The organism is Acidaminococcus sp., assembly GCF_057597765.1.
Window position 1 is genome coordinate 169,004 of the sequence record NZ_DBMBXK010000004.1, and the last position, 19,452, is coordinate 188,455.

A 19,452-nucleotide genomic window follows, 5' to 3' on the forward strand; every position below is an offset into this window, starting at 1 on the left:
AGGAGGTTGCCATGAAGAACATTGCAGTATTGGGGTCCACCGGGTCCATCGGTACCCAGACCCTGGAAGTGGCCGCGGCCAATCCGGAACGGATCCGGGTGGTGGCCCTGGCGGCCCATAAAAATGACCAGCTGCTGGAAGCCCAGATCCGGAAATTCCATCCGGCCCTGGCAGCCCTGTCCGATCCGGAAGCGGCCCGCAGGCTGAAAGAACGGTATGAGGGCCCTACGGAAATCCTCGCCGGTCCTGAAGGGATCATGGCCGCAGCCACCTGCAGCCAGGCGGATACGGTACTGGGAGCCATGGTGGGATACGCAGGCCTGCAGCCCACCCTGGCGGCCATCCGGGCCGGGAAGGACATCGCCCTGGCCAACAAGGAGACCCTGGTGGCCGCCGGCAGCCTGGTGATGGAAGCGGTGAAGAAGGCCGGGGTCCGGCTGACTCCCGTGGACAGCGAACACAGTGCCATTTTCCAGTGCCTCCAGGGGAACGCCCACAAGGACCTGAAACGGATCCTTTTGACCGCCTCCGGGGGCCCCTTCCGGGGAAAGACCCGGGAAGAGCTCCAGAACGTGACGGTGGAGCAGTGCCTCCATCATCCCACCTGGACCATGGGCACCAAGGTGACCATCGATTCCTCCACCCTGGCCAACAAGGGGCTGGAAGTGATCGAAGCCCACTGGCTGTTTGACGCCCCATACGAAAAGATCGTGCCGGTGATCCATCCCCAGAGCATCGTCCACAGCCTGGTGGAATACAGTGACGGGGCCGTGATGGCCCAACTGGGGGTGGCGGACATGAAGTTGCCCATCCAGTACGCCCTCAGCTGGCCGGACCGGTGGCCGGTGGCCTTTGACCAGCTGGACCTGGTGAAGGCCGGGCCTCTGACTTTTTATGAACCGGACACCAAAGTGTTCCGGGCCCTGGCCCTGGCCATTGCCGCCGGGAAACAGGGAGGCACCCTGCCCTGTACCTTCAACGCCGCCAATGAGGTGGCGGTGGCATCATTCCTGAAAGGCCGGCTGTCCTTTTTGGACATTGCTGATCTCATCGAAAAGGTGCTGGATGCAACGGTGCCGGCCAAAGTGGACGGGTACGAAACCATTGTGGAAGCGGACCGTCTGGCCCGGCAGAAGGCAGAAGCCCTGGTTGCCCAGGGAGTGTAGGAGGATTGTGTTTTGACAACGATACTGGCAGCCATCGTACTGTTCGGTGTGCTGATTACGGTCCACGAACTGGGCCATTTTCTGGCGGCCAAGGGCACCGGTATGCTGGTGACGGAGTTTTCCATCGGCTTCGGGCCCAAGCTGATCCAGAAAAAAGTGGGGGAGACCCTGTATTCTCTCCGGCTGTGCCCTTTGGGAGGGTACAACCGGATCGCCGGCATGGAGCCGGGAGAAGCAGTGACTCCCCGGGGGTTCAACGGACGGCCCCTGTGGGCCCGGATGCTGGTGATCCTGGCCGGGCCCTTCATGAATTTCCTGCTGCCCTTCCTGCTGTTTTTCGGGATCTTTGCGGTCAGCGGCCTGACCCTGCCGGTGAACAAGCCGGTGGTAGGGTCCCTGATGGAAGGATACCCGGGAGCCGCTGCCGGGCTCCAGGCTGGGGACCGGCTGGTGAGCATCAACGGCCGGAAACTGGAGAAATGGAATGACATCAACAGCCTGGTCCAGGAGAACGGCCCCAAACCAGGGAAAGTGGTGATCAGGCGGGACGGCCGGGAAATGACCCTGACTCTCCAGCCCCGGTTCGACGGGGAATCCAAGCGGTTCCTGATCGGGGTCCGGCCTCCCCTGGAACACCGGCAGCTGTCTCTTTGGGAAAGCCTGAAGACTGCCGGCCTGGCCGTAGGGAAGACCACCGTGGCCATGGTGGACGGGCTGCGGAAGATGATCACCGGGAAGGTCCGGGCGGATATCGCCGGGCCCATCGGTGTGGCCCATATGGCAGGAGACGTGGCGGCCCAGGGGGCGGTGCCCTATCTGGAGTTCATGGCCTTCCTGAGCCTGAACCTGGCGGTACTGAACCTGGTGCCCATCCCGGCCCTGGACGGAGGCCAGTTCCTGGTGCTGGTGGTGGAAGGGCTCCTGGGCCATGCCCTGGCGCCCAAAGCCAAGGAAATCATCCAGATGATCGGGGTGGCCTGCATCGTGGCCCTGACCATTTTCGCCACCATGCATGATCTGCTGCAGTAGGAGGGAATATGGAAAGAAGAAAAAGCCGTGAAGTAACCATTGGCAGCGTCACCATTGGAGGGAACCATCCGGTGGCCGTCCAGTCCATGACCAATACCAAGACGGAAAACATTGCCGCCACCGTGGACCAGATCCACCGGCTGACGGAACGGGGCTGTGAAATCATCCGGTGCGCCGTGCCCACGCTGGAAGCGGCCCAGGCCCTGAAAGAAATCCGGAAACAGATCGCCATCCCCCTGGTGGCGGATATCCATTTCGACTACCGGCTGGCCCTGGAGGCCCTCCGCAGCGGGGTGGACGCCCTGCGGCTGAACCCGGGGAACATCGGCGGACGGGACCGGGTGGAAAAAGTGGTGGCTGCTGCCCGGGAGCGGCAGGTGCCCATCCGGATCGGGGTGAATGCCGGTTCCCTGCCCAGGGACCTGCTGGAAAAATACGGGCACCCTGTGGCGGAAGCTCTGGTGGAAGCCGCCTGGCGCCATATTCATATTTTGGAAGAGATGGATTATAATAATATCGTCATTTCTCTCAAGGCCCACGATGTGCCCCTGACCCTGGCGGCCTACCGGCTCATGGCCAAAGAGTGTGACTATCCCCTCCATGTGGGGATCACCGAAGCCGGGACCATCCACAGCGGTCTTATTAAAAGTGCCGTGGGCATCGGTACCCTCCTGGCGGAAGGCATCGGGGACACCATCCGGGTTTCCCTTACCGGGGATCCCCTGGCGGAAATCGATGCCGGGTTCGAGATTTTGAAATCCCTGGGCCTGCGCCAGCATGGACCTACCCTGGTATCCTGCCCCACCTGCGGGCGCACCTGCTGGAGCCTGGAAAAAGTGGCCCATGAAGTGGAAGCCCGTCTGGAAGAGATCCCGGATCCCATTACCGTAGCCGTCATGGGCTGCGTGGTGAACGGGCCGGGAGAAGCCCGGGAAGCCGATGTGGGCATTGCCGGGGGCAAAGGCGAAGGCCTGCTGTTCCGGAAAGGAGAGATCCTCCGGAAAGTGCCGGAAGACCGGCTGGTTGAAGAGCTGTTTGAAGAAATCCACAAGATCATAGACGAAAGGAAGTTGTAAACATGCGCGTTTCCCAATTGTATGCACCCACTCTCAGAGAGGTACCGGCAGAAGCCGTCATTGAAAGCCACAAGCTGATGCTCCGGGCCGGATACATCCGGAAGGTGGCCGGCGGCCTGTACAGCTATCTGCCCCTGGCCTGGCGGAGCCTGCGGAAGATCGAAGAGATCATCCGGGAGGAAATGGTCCCCACCGGCGCCCAGGAAATCATGATGCCCATTGTCCAGCCTTCTGAAATCTGGCAGGAAAGCGGCCGGTGGCCGGCTTACGGGGCGGAAATGTTCAAACTGAAAGACCGGCACGGCCGGGACTTCTGCCTGGGGCCCACCCACGAAGAACTGGTGACCACCCTGGTACGGGACGACCTGCGGAGCTACCGGCAGCTGCCTGTGACCCTGTACCAGATCCAGAGCAAGTTCCGGGACGAAAAGCGCCCCCGGTTCGGGCTGATGCGCAGCCGGGAATTCATCATGAAGGACGCCTATTCCTTTGACAAGGATATGGAAGGCCTGGACAAATCCTACCAGGACGAATACGATGCCTACTCCCGGATCTTCACCCGGTGCGGCCTGGATTACCGGCCGGTGGAAGCGGACAGCGGGGCCATCGGCGGCAAGGGCAGCCATGAATTCATGGCCCTGGCAGACAGCGGGGAAGCGGGGATCGTGTACTGCGACACCTGCGACTATGCCGCCGACGTGGAAAAGGCCGAATGTGCCGCCATCGCAGCTCCTGCGGAAGAACCCAAAGCACTGGAAAAGAAGGAAACCCCTGGGTGCAATACCATTGAAGCCGTGTGCAGCTTCCTGAAGGCTCCTGTGGAAAAAAGCGTGAAGGCCGTGGCCTTTGTCACCGACGAAGGGAAACTGGTGCTGTGCTTTGTCCGGGGGGACAAGGAAGTCAACGACACCAAAGTGGTGAACGCCGTAGGCTGCAACGAAGTGGACATGGCTCCCGACAACCTGATCCGGGAAGCCGGCACGGTGCCCGGATTCATGGGACCCATCGGCCTTGACAAGGACAAGGCCATCATCCTCATCGACCATTCCGTGATGAACATGCACAATGTGTGCTGCGGGGCCAACGAAAAGGACGTCCACTATGTGAATGCGGAACCCTCCCGGGATTTCGTGTACACCCAGGTGGCGGACATCAGCACCGCCGTGGCCGGGGACAAATGCCCCCACTGTGACGGCCATCTGAAGGAAGCCCGGGGCATCGAAGTGGGCCAGGTGTTCAAACTGAACACCAAATACAGTGAAGCCCTCCATGCCACCTATCTGGACGTGGACGGAAAGGAACATCCCCTGGTCATGGGCTGCTACGGCATCGGCGTGGGCCGGACCCTGGCTGCTGCCATCGAACAGCACCACGACAAAGACGGGATCATCATGCCCAAAAACATCGCCCCCTACCAGGTGATGGTGCTGGCCATGAACGTAAAGGATGAAGAAAGCTGGCAGAAGGCTGTGGAAGTCCACGATGCCCTGAACGCTGCCGGCATCGACACCCTGCTGGATGACCGGGACGAACGGGCCGGGGTGAAGTTCAAGGATGCGGACCTTATCGGCTGCCCTCTGCGGATCGTCATCGGACCCAAGACCATGAAGCGGGGCGCTATGGAAACCAAGCTCCGGTGCAGCGGCGAAATGGCCGACGTGTCCTTCGAAGGAGACTGGATCCAGGCCATCCGGGACATTTTGGACAAGGCGCTGTAATCACTGTTTTTGTCAACGGTCAATGGCCAGTGGAGGCCTGCTGACCGTTGACCGGTAACAATCCAGGAAGGGAGACAAAGGCATGGATAACGGAATGCTGGCCCAGCTTACCCTGCGGATCCTGATGGCTGCGTTCCTGGGCGGGCTCATCGGTCTGGAACGGAGCAGCGGGGACCGGCCGGCGGGGCTGCGGACCCATGTGCTGGTGGCCACCGGTTCCGCCCTTTTGATGGTGGTGTCCATTTACGGCATCGACGGCCATCCCCAGGCCCGGGATCCTTCCCGGATCGCCTCCCAGGTGGTCAGCGGCATCGGCTTTTTAGGGGCCGGGACCATTCTCCACGAAGGGCTCACCGTCAAGGGGCTTACCACCGCCGCCAGTCTGTGGATCGTATCGGCCATCGGCCTTACAGTGGGCTGCGGCATGATGGCCCTGGGCATCTTTGCCACTGGGATCGCCCTGATCACCCTGATCCTGATCCGGGGGCTGGAAAAGAAGGTGCTTCCGGCGGGGAAACCCACCCGGTGCAAGCTCCATGTGATCCTGAGCAAAAATCCGGATAGCATGATGGACGTTATGGAGTATCTCCAGAAACGGAACATCAAGACCCGGATCCTGGGGATCCGGAATGATCCCCAGCGGAGTGTGATCGAAGTGGATCTGTTGGTGAAAATCGGCAAATATTACAATGCCAATGCCATCATCAGCGGACTGGAAAACGCCGAAGCGGTGAAAAAGGTCGTCCTGGTGGATGACTGACAAAGGAACAAAGAGGTTGGAATGAGCGCAAGTTGCTATAAGATCGTACCCAACAGACACGTGTTCCTGGACTTTATGGTCACTCTGGACCTGAGCCCGGAACAGCGGCACTGTGTGGAAACCTTTCCCATCCGGTACGTGGAAGTGGATGAAGCCAGGAATACCTGGAAGATCTCCTACGATGCGGCAGCGACGGCTCTGGAACAGCAGGAACTGGCAGCGGTGGCGAAAAAGCTGGCCGCTGCCTGTTCTGTTGCCCAGGTGACCTTCGTGAACGTGAATGCGGACCAGGTGGCGGCTCCCTGTCTGGAGGATGAGGAAATCCCCCTGCCTCCGGAACCGGAAGAGCCGGAAGAGGAGCCCCAGGAGGACGACTTCTTCCAGAGCGAGGAATACCTGAAGGCCCTGGAAGCGGTGGAAGCCAGCCGGGGCGGCGGGAACCGGACCGACGGAGTGGTCTACGGCCGGAAAATCACCAAAAAGGCCCGGACCATGGCGGAAGTGGTGGAAGAAGAGAACAATGTGGTGGTGGAAGGCACCGTGGTGGGGTTCGATGTACGGGAACTCCGGACGGGAGCCGTCATGCTCACCATCAAGCTCAGTGACGATACCGAAGGGCTTTTTGCCAAGATCCGGTTTGGGGAACGGAACGAGGGGAACGACCCGAAAAAGAACATGAAGGAATGTGCCGATCTCCAGAAAAAGATCCCGGAAGGATCCCTGGTGAAGATCCAGGGGAACATCACCGTGGACAAGTACGCCAACTCGGAACTGGTGATGGTGGGGGTCAAAGGCATTATGCAGGAACCGGTGGAACGCCGGGAAGACAAGGCGGACGTGAAACGGGTGGAGCTCCACTGCCACACCAAAATGAGCAAGATGGACGGGCTCACCCCCATCAAGGAACTGGTGGACACCGCCGTGCGCTGGGGCCACAAATCCCTGGCCCTGACGGACCATGGGGTGGTCCAGGCCTTCCCATTTGCCTATGACGAAGCCAAAGCCCTGAAGGAAAAGAATGGCTGGGAACTGAAGCTGATCTACGGGGTGGAAGGGTACCTGTGCCACAGCCGGGAAGACAAGAAGAACTACCACATCATCCTCCTGGCCAAAAATGTGGAAGGTCTCCGGAACCTGTACCGGCTGGTGTCCCTGTCCCATTTGCAGTATTTCGGGGGCAAACCCAAGCGGCCCCGGCTTACCAAAGGGCTCCTGGACCAGTACCGGGACGGGCTGATCATCGGCTCCGCCTGTGCTGCCGGGGAAGTGTACCGGGCCATTCTGGCAGGGGTGCCGGAAGACGAACTCCGGGAAATCGCCTCCTACTACGATTACCTGGAAATCCAGCCCACCGGCAACAACAACTATCTGATCCGGGATCCCCGGTTCCCGGAGATCAAGACCGTGGAAGACCTCCAGGCCATCAACAAAAAGATCCTGTCCCTGGGGGACGAACTGGGGAAACTGACCGTGGCCACCTGCGACGTCCATTTCCTGAATCCGGAAGACGCCCTGGCCCGGAAGATCCTCCAGGCGGGGATGGGCTATCCCGACGAGGAACAGCCGCCCCTGTATCTGCGGACCACCGAAGAGATGCTGGAGGAATTCTCCTACCTGGGGGACCGGGCCTATGAAGTGGTGGTGGAGAACTCCAACAAAATCAGCGGCCAGGTGGAGCACTTCAAACCGGTGCCCGACCGGGACCAGCTGTATTCGCCCACCATCCCCGGTGCCAAGGAAAAAGTGGAATCCCTCAGCTATGCCAAGGCCCACGAATGGTACGGGCCCAAGCTGCCCAAAATCGTGGAGGACCGGCTGAAGCAGGAACTGTCTTCCATTATCGGCAACGGGTTCTCGGTGCTGTACTACATCGCCCATCTGCTGGTGAAAAAATCCAACGACGACGGGTACATGGTAGGGTCCCGGGGTTCCGTAGGGTCCTCCTTTGTGGCCACCATGCTGAACATTACGGAAGTGAATCCTCTGGTGCCCCATTACCGGTGTCCTCACTGCTACCATACGGAATTCTTTACGGACGGGTCCGTAGGGTCCGGGTTCGACCTGCCGGAAAAGAACTGTCCCGAATGCGGGACTCCCATGATCCGGGACGGGCACAACATCCCCTTTGCCGTATTCCTGGGGTTCCACGGGGACAAGGTGCCGGATATCGATCTGAACTTCTCCGGGGAATACCAGCCCCGGGCCCACAAATACACCGAAGAACTGTTCGGCCGGGACAATGTGTTCCGGGCGGGTACCCTGGGCACCATCAAGGACAAGACCGCCTACGGGTACATCAAGAAGTACTACGAAACCCGCGGGGAGCCCAAACGGACCGCTTTCATCGAAGGGCTGATCCCCAAACTGGCCGGGGTGAAACGGACCACCGGACAGCATCCCGGGGGCATTGTGGTTATCCCCCGGAACCTGGATGTCCACTACATCACCCCCGTGTCCTATCCGGCGGATGATCCCAGCTGCGGCACCATCACCACCCATTACGATTTCCACTCCATTGACGAACGGATCGTCAAGCTGGATATCCTGGGCCACGATGATCCTACGGTGATCAAGATGCTGGACCGGATGCTGGGAGAGGACTACTGCCGGAACATCCCCATCGGGGATCCGGACACCATGGAACTGTTCCTGTCCACCAAATCCCTGGGGGTGACCCCGGAGCAGATCGGTACGGACGTGGCCACCTACGGGGTGCCTGAATGCGGCACCCGGTTCGTACGCCAGATGATTTCCGACGTAAAGCCCAAGAACTTTTCCGACCTGCTGCGTATTTCCGGGTATTCCCACGGCACCGATGTGTGGCTGAACAATGCCCAGGACCTGATCAAAAGCGGGACCCCCACGGAAGACACCATTTCCACCCGGGACGACATCATGAACTGGCTGATCAACAAGGGCATGGAGCCCAGCATGGCCTTCGGGATCATGGAATGGAGCCGGAAAGGGAAGGCCCACAAGAAAGGGTTCAAACCGGACCAGCTGGAAGCCTTCGAAAAGGCCCACATCCCGGATTTCTACATCAAGGCCTGTACCACCCTTCAGTACCTGTTCCCCAAGGCCCATGCCGTGGCCTACGTGCTCAGCGCCTACCGGATTGCCTACTGCAAGGTGCACCATCCCAAGGAGTTCTACGCCGCCTACTTTACGGTCCGGGCTCCCCATTTCGACTTCACCCTGGTCCACAAGGGCCTGGACTACATGAAGCGGTTCATTCAGAACGTGAACGCCCAGGGCACCAAGGCCTCGGTGAACGACAAGGATACGGCCACCTACATGGAACTGTGTGTGGAGATGCTGGAACGGGGCTTCACCTTTGATGATGTGGACCTGTACAAATCCGACGCCCACAAGTTCCTGGTGACGGAACACGGGCTGCTGCCGCCTCTGGGTGCCATTGGAGGCATCGGGGGCGTGGCCGCGGAAGGGATCGTGGAGGCCCGGAAAAAAGGCCCCTTCATTTCCCAGGAAGACCTGCGGAACCGGGCCAAGATCAGTACCAGCAACGTGGAGATCCTGGAAGACCTGGGTGTCCTGGAAGGGATGCCCAAGACGGACCAGATCGAGCTGTTTTAAAAGAGGGGCTGTTGCAGGGGCAACAGCCCCTGTCACTGGAAGCAGGAAGGAACCTGCGGGGGGGCAGGTTCCTTTGAAGGAAAACGCAGCCGTAGGCTGCTAACCCACCACCGGCCTAGCGGCCGGTCCCCCGCCCTTGAAAAGGGCGGATATACGTTCGGGGCTGCGCCCCGTTGGTTTATGCACCAGGGCGTCGGCCTGACGAAGCGTATTCCTGCCATTAGAAAGGACGGATATACCGTTTGGGGCTGCGCCCGCTGCTTTATGCACAAGGGCGTTCAGCCTGCTGTGCAATTTATCCGCCCCTTTTCAAGGGCGGGGGACCATTGCGCCTGCGCAATGGTGGTGGGTTAGCAGCGTCAGCTGCGTTTCTCTTCAGGCCAAACGCCTGGGGCGGTTGGCTTCCGACTGCCCTTGACCATTGACAAAAAAGGAGGGAATCACACCATGCCACGGATCATGGACATCCTTGAAACCATTGCCCATTTCGGGAAAAATCCCGATGGGTCCTATACCCGCCGGCTGTACAGCCCGGAATTCTTCCAGGCCCTGGAGGCGGCGGAAAATCTGCTGCAAAAGGCGGGGCTTTCCACCAGCCGGGATGCTGCCGGGAACCTGCGGGCCGTGCTGCCCGGGACGGACCCGGACGCCAGGCACATCCTTATGGGGTCCCATCTGGATACGGTGCCTTCCGGGGGCCTCTACGACGGGGCCTACGGGGTGGCGGCGGCCATCGGCTGTGTCCAGCGTCTGCAGGAAGAAGGCCGGCGGCTCCGGCACACGGTGGAGGTGTACGCCTTCAACGGGGAAGAAGCCAGCCCCCTGGGAGGCACCTTCGGCAGCCGGGCCCTGGCGGGGCTTACGGACCCGGACCAGCCCCTTCTCAAGGAAACGCTGGAAGGGTTCGGCCGCAGGGTGGAGGAAATCCTGGCCTGCCGTCGGGACTTTTCCGATGCGGCCTGCTACCTGGAAACCCACATCGAGCAGGGAGGCAAACTGGAAAAGGACGGTGTCCAGCTGGGTATCGTCAGCGGTATTTCCAATATCGTCCGGTACCTGGTGACTGCAGAAGGCCAGAGCAACCACGGGGGGACCACTCCCATGGAGGACCGGCAGGATGCCATGGTGGCCATGGCCAAGCTTATTGTCTTTGCCGACGCCGCCTGCCGGAAAATCGGCCACAGCCTGGTGTTCACCGCCGGGAAGATCCAGTGCTGGCCCAATGCGGCCAATGTGGTCCCTGGGAAGGTCACCTGCACCTTTGAAATGCGGAATGTGGACCGGCAGTACACCGACGAACTGATCCGGGAGATCCAGGCGGCCACCGAACTGATTCCGGACGCCCGGTTCACCATCCAACAGCTGATTTACAAGGACAGCGCCGTCTGCGACCCCAAGCTGATGGAAGCCTTTGAAAAAGCGGCGGACAGCCTGGGAGCCACCTGGCAGGTGATGCCCAGCGGCGCCGGCCACGACGCCGATTCCATCGCCCACCGGATCCCGGTAGCCATGCTGTTCATCCCCAGCCACAAAGGCATCAGCCACAGCGGTCAGGAATACACTCCGGCCGAAGACGTGGAACGGGGCGGAGAAGTGCTTTACCGGACCCTCCTGGAGCTGGACGGGGAAATCCAGTGAAGAGGGTCTGTTCCAACTGATATTATAGAATGTAAATTACTTGTAAGGAGTTGAAGGGATTGCTGCTTTCTTTGCTGCAGGGGGCTGCAGATGCTTTGTGGGGGACACCAATGACGGTGATCCTGGTGGGCATGGGGCTGTATCTGAGTTTCCGGTTCCATTTCTATTACAATTTCCGCCATTGGGGGTTCCATTTCCGGAATACCTTCGGCAAAATGTTCCAGAAGGGAGAAGGCCACGGCACGGTTTCCGGCTTTGCCGCTGCCTGTACCGCCATGGCCAACACCATCGGGGTGGGGAACATCGGCGGGGTGGCCACGGCCATTGTGTCCGGGGGACCGGGGGCCGTGTTCTGGATGTGGGTGTCCGGCTGCCTGGGCATGTCCACCAAGGCCTGTGAAATCATCCTGGGCCAGCGGTTCCGGGTGAAATATTCCCAATCCATGGACGAATACATGTGCGACCGGTCCTTTGTGATGAAAAACGCCCTGGGGTGGAAACGGGGGGCGCTGCTCCTGTCCGTGGCCTGCTTTACCCTGGGTCCCTGGACCTGCAGCGTCCAGACCGAATCTGTGGTGGGGGCCCTGAAGGAAGCTTTCGGGATCCCTCCGGAATATGCGGCGGCGTTTCTGGGGATCACCTGCTTTGCCACCATTTTCGGGGGACTCCAGCGGATCTCCCGGGTGATGGAACGGGTGGTGCCGGTCATGGCCCTGCTGTACATCCTGGGGGGCCTGGCCATCCTGATCCAGAACTGGCAGGAAGTCCCCGGTGCCCTGGCCCTGATCTTCCGCAGTGCCTTCAGTCCCACGGCTGCTGCCGGAGGCTTTGCCGGAGCCACCATGAAGGACGCCATGCGCTATGGCATCGCCCGGGGGCTGTATTCCAACGATGCAGGCACCGGTTATGGAATCATTGCCCATGCGTCGGCCCGGACGGATCACCCGGTGCGTCAGGCCTCCTGGGGGTGGGGAGAAGTGTTCCTGGATACCATTGTAGTGTGTTCCGTGACAGCCCTTTCCCTGATCCTGACCCACGCCTATACGGATTTCCCCGGCCTGGACAGCGCCCGGCTCACCACCGCCGCCTTCCGGGTGTCTTTCGGGGAGCCGGGGGCCTGGTTCCTGGCCCTGGCCATTACGGTCTTTGCCTGGACCACCATCATCGGCATGTACTACAGCTGTGAAAAATCCGTCAACTACGCCTTTGGGGATACCCAGCGGAACAAAATCGGCACCCGGCTCTATATGTTCTACTACATGGTGCCCTGTGTGGTGCTCTACCATGCCCGGGCTGACGCCCTATGGGCCATGACGGACATTTTGTCCGCCATTTATGTGATGATCACCATCCTGTTCATTGTGACCCAGCAGAAGGAGATTTTCCGGCTGTTCAACGATTTCTGGTTCCGGTTCCTGCCGGCCAAAGAACAGGGAGAAAATCCTCCGGTGGTGTCCTATGGGACCCTGGAAGATGAGGGAAGAGTGCAGAGTGAAGAGTGAAGAGTACAAAGAGAAGAGTGAAGAGGGGAGAAGGAGAGAAAGTATGAGACAGACATTGCAGAATATCCTGGACCGGAACCGGATCCTGGTCATTGACGGCTCCATGGGCACAGCCCTGGAAAATCTGGGAGCCGACCTGAACAACAGCCTGTGGACCGCCCGGGTATTGGCGGACCGGCCGGAACTGGTGAAGCAGGTCCATCTGGACTACTTCCGGGCTGGGGCTGATGCCGGGATCACCTGCAGCTACCAGGCGTCCATTCCCGGTCTTGCGGCCAACGGCTTTACAGAGCAGGAAGCGGAAAATCTGATCACCCGGTCTGTAACCATTTTCCAGGAAGCCCGGCAGGAATGGTGGGACCAGGAAGGGAAAGCCGCCGGCCGGGCCTGGCCTTTGTGCCTGGCCGGGGTAGGGCCTTACGGGGCTTATCTGGCAGACGGGTCCGAATATCGGGGTCATTATGGGGTTTCCCAGGCTGATCTGGAAAAATTCCATCGCCGCCGGGCAGAGCTTCTGTGGCAGGCCGGGGCCGATGTACTGCTGTTCGAGACCCAGCCCTCCCTGGAAGAAGCCCTGGTGGAAGCCGCCATTGCCCGGGACCTGGGAGCTGCCTTCTGGGTGAGCTTCTCCTGCCGGGACGGGCACCACATCTGCGAAGGGACGCCCCTTCGGGAAGCTGCGGCAGAAGTGGTCCGCCAGTTCCCGGAAGTGGAGGCCCTGGGGGTGAACTGCACCAAACCGGAATACCTGGTGAGCCTGATCGGAGAACTGAAAGCCGCTTCCGACCGTCCCATCTTCGTCTACCCCAACAGTGGAGAAGAATACGACCCGGTGACCAAGACCTGGCATGGGGTGGGGACGGACCGGAAGTTCGGTGACTACGCCCTGGATTACATGAAGGCCGGGGCAGTGGCTGTAGGAGGCTGCTGCACCACGGTGGCGGACCATATCCGCCAGGTGGCGGCGGCACGGGACCAGTTCCTGAAGCGGTGAAACGGAAAACAAGCAAAGGAGGCCTCACTCCATGAGTGACGGGGAAATCACCACCTATACCGGGATCCAGTTCGATCCCCTCCATCCGGACCCGGAGAAGATCCGGATCGAAGACATTGCCCATGCCCTGAGCCTGTTGTGCCGGGGCAACGGCCACGTGCGGACCTTTTATTCCGTGGGTCAGCACTGTCTGGCGGCGGCCAAAGAAGCGGCCGCCCGGGAAGACAGCCGCCGGGTGATCCTGGCGGCCCTGCTCCACGACGCCACGGAATGTTACCTGTCCGATGTGCCCCATCCCTACAAGGTAAACATGCCCCGGTACCGGGAACTGGAAAACACCCTGCTCCAGGCGGTGTTGGACCGGTTCCTGGGAGGGCCCCTTACCCGGGAAGAGGCGGCGGAAGTGGAGCAGATCGACCGGGCGCTTATGTTCAGCGATCTCCATCATCTGATGGACCATCCGGAAAACCGGGAACAGGAGGGGACCCTGCACCTGACTGTGGATTACCAGGTGCGGCCCTTTGCCGACGTGGAACGGGAATATCTGGACTGGTACCGCCGGCACAGCCGATAAAAAGGAGAAAACCATGGATCAAAAGAAAATCACCGAAAGCTGGGAAAAACGCCGGGCAGAACTGTGCGCCCTGGCGGACAGCATCTACGATTGGGCGGAAGTGGGCCTGGAAGAAGTGAAATCCTCCGCCTTGCTGGAAGACTACCTGGAAAAACAGGGGTTCACTGTGGAAAAGGGAGTGGGGACCCTGCCCACCGCCTTCCGGGCCACCTGGAAACAGGGGGAGGGAGGACCCCGGCTGGGCTTCCTCTGTGAATACGATGCTCTGGAAGGTATGGGCCACGGCTGCGGCCACCATCTCCAGGGCCCGTCCGTGATCGGGGCGGCCCTGGCGGTCCGGGACCAGTATGAGGGCACCGGGGTGCCCTTCTCCCTGGTAATCTACGGGACCCCGGCGGAAGAGACCATCGGGGGCAAGACCGTGATGATGGAAAACGGCTGCTTCCAGGACATGGACATTGCCCTGATGATGCACGCCGCCCCCAATACCTGTGTGGATATAAAGAGCATGGCCAACAAAAGCTACACTGTGGAATTCCACGGGGTCCGGGCCCATGCGGCCATGAGTCCGGAACAGGGGCGCAGCGCCTTTGATGCCGCGATCCTCAGTTTCAACGCCATGGAATTTCTCCGGGAACATGTGAAGGACGACACCCGGATGCACTACACCGTCCGGGATGCCGGGGGACCGGCCAATGTGGTCCCTGACCGGACCCTGGCCCAGTATGAACTCCGGTCCTATGACACCGGCTACCTCCGGAGTCTGGAACCCCGGTTCCTGGACATCCTGAAAGGGGCCTGCCTTATGACCGGCACCACCCACACCATCACCGAAACCCACGAATTCTACGCCAAGATTCCCTGCCTTACCCTCAACGACCTGGTGATGGAACAGGCCCGGGCCTTCGGGGCGCCCCAGCTGTCCGAACCCCGGCAGAAAACCGGTTCCACGGATTTCGGCATCATCCTGTACCATATGCCCGGCACCTGCATCCGGGTGGCCTTTGTGCCTGAAGGAACTCCGGCCCATTCCGAAGCCTATCTGAAAGCCGGGAAGACGGAAGCCGCCCATGAAGCCATTGGGTACGGCAGCCGGATCCTGGCCGGTGCCTGCGGCGCCATCCTGGATGATCCAGCTCGGCTTACTGCCATGTGGGAAGAATTCCGGAAACGAAAAGCTTCACACTGAGATAAGAACATTCTAATAATTAAAATAAAGTACAATGTATTACCCCCCAGGACAGTTGTATGATATAATGGATATTGTATAAAACCATTAGTCGGTTCTTTACCTATAGGAGGTTGAGCAATGAACAATCCGAAGCCCGTTAAAATCGTGGAAACGGTTCTCAGAGACGGCCATCAGTCCCTCTGTGCCACCCGTATGCGCACCAGCGACATGCTGCCCGTACTGGAAGCACTGGATGACTGCGGCTTTTATGCCCTGGAAGCCTGGGGCGGCGCCACTTTTGACTCCTGCCTGCGGTTCCTGAATGAAGATCCCTGGGAACGGCTGCGCACCATCCGGAAACATGTGAAAAAGACCAAGCTGCAGATGCTGCTCCGTGGCCAGAACATCCTGGGTTATAACCACTATGCAGACGATGTGGTCACCGAATTCGTAAAACGCAGCGTGGACAACGGTATCGACATCATCCGTATCTTCGATGCCTTCAACGATACCCGGAACCTGGAAACTGCCATGAAAGCCACCAAGGCTGCCGGCGCTCATGCCCAGGGCACCCTGGTGTACACCATCAGCCCGTACCACAAGGACAGCGACTATCTGAAGCTGGCCAAGGAACTGGTGGAAATGGGGGCTGACTCCATCTGCATCAAAGACATGTCCGGCCTGCTGGCTCCCTATGCCTGCTCTTCCCTGGTGGAAGCCCTGAAGAAAGAAATCAATATTCCTATCGATGTACATTCCCACTGCACCAGCGGCATGGCTTCCATGGCTCTGCTGAAGGGCATCGAAGCCGGTGCGGACATTGTGGATACGGCTCTGTCTCCCTTTGCGGAAACCACCAGTCATCCCTGCACTGAATCCCTGGTATACACCCTGAAAGGGACTCCCAGAGATACGGGCATCGACATGGATAAACTGGGGCCCATTGCGGACCACTTCAAGAAAGTCCGTGCTGACCTGGTGAAGACCTTCAACCTGCCCAGCAACATCAGCATCAACCCCAAGGTCCTGAGCTTCCAGATCCCCGGCGGTATGCTGTCCAACATGCTGAACCAGCTGACCCAGATGGGTATGGCTGACAAGTACGAAGAAGTGCTGAAGGAAGTGCCCAGAGTCCGGGCCGACCTGGGGTATCCTCCGCTGGTTACTCCTTCCAGCCAGATCGTTGGCACCATGGCTACCATGAACGTAATGATGGGACGGTACAAAATGATCCCCAAAGAAATCCAGGACATTGTTTTGGGCAAATACGGCAAGACTCCGGGGCCTATCAGCGAAGATCTGAAGAAAGTGGTGCGCCGCTGGATCGTCAAGAAGACCGGCAAGACCACGATCGCTCCCATCACCCACAGACCGGCCGACGACATTCCGCCGCAAATGGACAAGATGAAAGCCGACCTGGCCGCCAAAGGCTATCCCAACGCCTCTGTGGAAGACGTGCTGTCCTATGCACTGTTCCCCGAAGTGGCCCTGGCCTTCTTCAAGAACAATCGGTAAGGCTGCTGCCGCGGCAACAGCCGAAGAAAAGAACCCGCCCCTTTTGGGGACGGGTTCTTTGTTGTTCTCGGCCCTCCGCTGACCATTGACAAAAAAATCCCCGCCGCATTTGCGACGGGGATTTTTTCATTATCACTGCTTTGGCGGCCGTACGGGCGGGGGTGTGGAGCTCTTCCCGGACCGGGGCGGCTGGGGAACGTTTCCGTCTCCCGGCAGACTGTCTTCTTTTTTGCTGCTCTGTTTCTTGGTATCCTTCTTCTTGGTGGTTTCCTTCTTGGGCTGGGCCTTGGGAGCTTCATACTTGGGAGCAGGCATCTTGAACCCGTCCGGAGTCTCGAAGTCTTCCGACGGCACCCCTTCCAGAGCGTTGCTCATGAAGGTCCGCCACAGAGTGGCCGGCTCACCGCCACCGGTCATGCCGCCCAGGGATTCGTTGTTGTCATCCCCGATCCATACGGCACAGGCCAGGTTGGGCGTAAAGCCCACGAACCAGGCATCATGGTAAGTGTCAGTGGTCCCGGATTTCCCGGCGCAGGGACGGTTGATGGCGGCCCCCCGGCCAGTACCCCGGGTCATAACGTCTTCCATCATGGAAATCATCATGTAGGCAGTTTCCGGTTTCACAGCCTGGGTGGGATTGGTTTTGTGTTCATAGAGCACTTTGCCGTTCCGGTCCAGGATCTTTACAATGGGAGTGGGTTTGTTGAATTTCCCCATATTGGCGATGCCCGCATAGGCACCGGCCATTTCCAGAGGCGTCACCCCGTGGGTCAGGCCCCCTAGGGCCATGGCCGCGTTGTCGTCATCATCCACCAGGGTGGTGATCCCCAGCCGTTTGGCCAGTTTCAGGGTCTTTTCCGTTCCGTACTTCATGGCCACCTTGACGGCAGGCACGTTGTAGGAATAGGTGAGTGCCGTCCGGTAGGACACGGTGCCATGGAAGCTCCGGTCATAGTTCTGGGGGTTCCAGTCTCCCGGGATGGGGGAGTCCTGGACGGTATCGCTGGGAGTGGCACCCTGTTCCATGGCGTTCATGTAAACGAAAGGCTTAAAGGAAGAACCAGGCTGCCGTTCCGCCATGACGGCACGGTTGAACTGGTCCGTGCCCCGGCCTCCGATCATGGCCTTGATGTACCCGGTCTTGGGATCCACTGCCACAATGGCACTCTGAGGCTGCTTCAGCTTGTTGCTGTCAGTGTAATAGGTGGGGGTCAGGGCTGCCGCCTTTTCCGCCGCCTTCTGCATTTCCGGATCCAGGGTGGTGTACACCTTCAGACCCTGTTTGTATACGGCATCCGGACCGAATTTGTCCACCAGCAGCTGGATGCAGTAATCAATGAAGTATTTCTTGGAGCCGGGGGATTCATTCAGGCTCTTGTAGGTCAGAGGTTCCGCATAGGCTTTGTCAGCCTGTTCCTTGGTAATGAACCCGTACTTGGCCATCTGCTCCAGCACCGTCTTCTGCCGGGCCTTGGCGGCCTTGGGGTTGGACAGGGGAGAGTAGTAGTTGGGGCTCTTGGGAATCCCGGCAATCATGGCACTTTGGGCCAGGTCCAGATCCTCCACATGCTTGCCGAAATAGGTGTTGGCGGCGGTTTCCACCCCGTAGGCACCCTGGCCGAAGTAAATCTGGTTCATGTACATTTCCAGGATTTCCTTCTTGGTGTACTTCTGCTCGATCTGGAGAGCAATGAAGGCTTCATGGAGCTTCCGGCTCAGGGTCTGCTCCTGGGTCAGGAAGTAGTTCTTGGCAAGCTGCTGGGTAATGGTACTGCCCCCCTGGACCTCGCCCCACCGGATGTAGGTGTAGATGGCCCGGCCGATGCCCCGGAAGTCGATGCCCCCGTGTTCATAGAACCGGATGTCTTCTGCAGCCAGGAACGCGTTCTGCAGGTTCTTGGGTACCTTGTCGATGGTCACCGGAATCCGGTCTTCTTCCGAATCCACCGTGGTGATCAGGTTACCCTTGGCATCGAAGAACTGAGAAGAGGCCATGGGAGCCATATCCTTGGTAAGGATCTTGGCGGTGGTGAATTTGGCCACGGCAAAGAAGGCAGCCACCGAAAGGAAGCCCACCAGCACCAGGGCCATCAGGGCAGAAAAGATTGTTCCGCCCAGCTTTTTCCGTTTGTGGGGGGAAGACGAACCGAAGGGGTTCCTCCAGTTCCTGTTTTTATTGCTTGTCATCACGTCAGCTCCTATAACAGATAGAAATAGATTGAGACCATAAGTTACAGCATATTATACCACATTTGCTTTGTGAGGTGTATAGTTCCCCTTTTATCTCTTCTCCTTAGACGTATCGAATTCTAATACTCAGAATTTGATTTTTTATAGAAGCATTGCATTATTTAAATCTACTGAAGAATATATAAAATGTATAAATCTTAATTACGGGCATAAAGAATCTAAAGCGAATAAATGTGTGCAAGATTTAGCTGAAGATATTATTATTAATAGCAGAATTGCTGTTAATAAATATAAGATGTTTAACATTGCATTAAAACTGGACTTATGGGCGCTTTTATTTGTACTTATAGTAGTTTTATTAGCATAATTCCCGACTCTCTGAAGTTGAATACAAAATAAGAAAAGTATTCACACCTTTGTGTAATATTAGAGCCCATCTGAATTAGCCATTTTGAGCCCATCAGATTTGACCATTTAGAGCCCAGCTGAAATCACCATTTTCAGCCCAAACAAATAGCCATTACA

At 58.8% G+C, this 19,452-nt stretch carries 13 protein-coding genes and 1 pseudogene; 13 read left to right on the forward strand and 1 reads right to left on the reverse strand.

Annotation, left to right across the window (positions count from 1 at the left end; translation table 11 throughout):
• Positions 1-11: 11 nt before the first annotated feature.
• The 12 genes from ACZOF8_RS04010 to ACZOF8_RS04065 all read left to right on the forward strand — a co-directional run bounded on the left by ACZOF8_RS04010 (position 12) and on the right by ACZOF8_RS04065 (position 16,737).
• Entirely contained in the window at positions 12-1,166 is a 1,155-nt protein-coding gene (locus ACZOF8_RS04010) for a 1-deoxy-D-xylulose-5-phosphate reductoisomerase (protein ID WP_022486999.1), read from the forward strand.
• Between the two features lie 12 nt (positions 1,167-1,178).
• Positions 1,179-2,195, forward strand: a complete 1,017-nt coding sequence (gene rseP / locus ACZOF8_RS04015) for an RIP metalloprotease RseP (protein ID WP_022487000.1) — start codon at positions 1,179-1,181, stop codon at positions 2,193-2,195.
• An 8-nt stretch (positions 2,196-2,203) separates the two neighbouring features.
• Positions 2,204-3,271, forward strand: a complete 1,068-nt coding sequence (ispG, locus tag ACZOF8_RS04020; RefSeq protein WP_022487001.1) for a flavodoxin-dependent (E)-4-hydroxy-3-methylbut-2-enyl-diphosphate synthase — start codon at positions 2,204-2,206, stop codon at positions 3,269-3,271.
• A 2-nt stretch (positions 3,272-3,273) separates the two neighbouring features.
• The gene (locus ACZOF8_RS04025; protein ID WP_154487308.1) at positions 3,274-4,989 is read left to right on the forward strand and encodes a proline--tRNA ligase; all 1,716 of its coding nucleotides are present in this window, start codon (positions 3,274-3,276) and stop codon (positions 4,987-4,989) included.
• 82 nt (positions 4,990-5,071) lie between these two features.
• Positions 5,072-5,749, forward strand: coding sequence for an MgtC/SapB family protein (locus tag ACZOF8_RS04030; protein WP_022487003.1), 678 nt, complete (start codon positions 5,072-5,074; stop codon positions 5,747-5,749).
• A 21-nt stretch (positions 5,750-5,770) separates the two neighbouring features.
• Complete coding sequence (locus tag ACZOF8_RS04035; protein ID WP_487426573.1) at positions 5,771-9,343, forward strand: PolC-type DNA polymerase III; 3,573 nt, start codon at positions 5,771-5,773, stop codon at positions 9,341-9,343.
• A 447-nt stretch (positions 9,344-9,790) separates the two neighbouring features.
• Entirely contained in the window at positions 9,791-10,981 is a 1,191-nt protein-coding gene (locus ACZOF8_RS04040; RefSeq protein WP_487426574.1) for a hydantoinase/carbamoylase family amidase, read from the forward strand.
• A gap of 59 nt (positions 10,982-11,040) precedes the next feature.
• Complete coding sequence (locus ACZOF8_RS04045; RefSeq protein ID WP_022488159.1) at positions 11,041-12,483, forward strand: alanine/glycine:cation symporter family protein; 1,443 nt, start codon at positions 11,041-11,043, stop codon at positions 12,481-12,483.
• A gap of 43 nt (positions 12,484-12,526) precedes the next feature.
• A complete protein-coding gene (gene mmuM / locus ACZOF8_RS04050; protein ID WP_022488160.1) occupies positions 12,527-13,477 on the forward strand; it encodes a homocysteine S-methyltransferase in 951 nt (316 codons plus the stop codon).
• Between the two features lie 31 nt (positions 13,478-13,508).
• Positions 13,509-14,051 (forward strand): hypothetical protein, encoded by a 543-nt coding sequence (locus ACZOF8_RS04055; protein WP_487426575.1) that lies wholly within the window; start codon positions 13,509-13,511, stop codon positions 14,049-14,051.
• Positions 14,052-14,064: 13 nt separating this feature from the next.
• On the forward strand, positions 14,065-15,240 hold the full coding sequence (locus ACZOF8_RS04060) for a M20 family metallopeptidase (protein ID WP_487426576.1): 1,176 nt from the start codon (positions 14,065-14,067) through the stop codon (positions 15,238-15,240).
• Between the two features lie 120 nt (positions 15,241-15,360).
• A complete protein-coding gene (locus tag ACZOF8_RS04065; protein WP_022488163.1) occupies positions 15,361-16,737 on the forward strand; it encodes a pyruvate carboxylase subunit B in 1,377 nt (458 codons plus the stop codon).
• 132 nt (positions 16,738-16,869) lie between these two features.
• Here the strand turns inward: ACZOF8_RS04065 and ACZOF8_RS04070 are convergent, their stop codons facing one another.
• Positions 16,870-18,924: a transglycosylase domain-containing protein gene (locus ACZOF8_RS04070; protein WP_022488164.1), complete on the reverse strand. Its 2,055-nt coding sequence runs from the start codon at positions 18,922-18,924 to the stop codon at positions 16,870-16,872.
• A 133-nt stretch (positions 18,925-19,057) separates the two neighbouring features.
• Here ACZOF8_RS04070 and ACZOF8_RS04075 point away from each other — a divergent pair.
• Positions 19,058-19,294: pseudogene (locus ACZOF8_RS04075) on the forward strand (Pycsar system effector family protein); the annotation flags it as partial.
• Positions 19,295-19,452 lie beyond the last annotated feature (158 nt).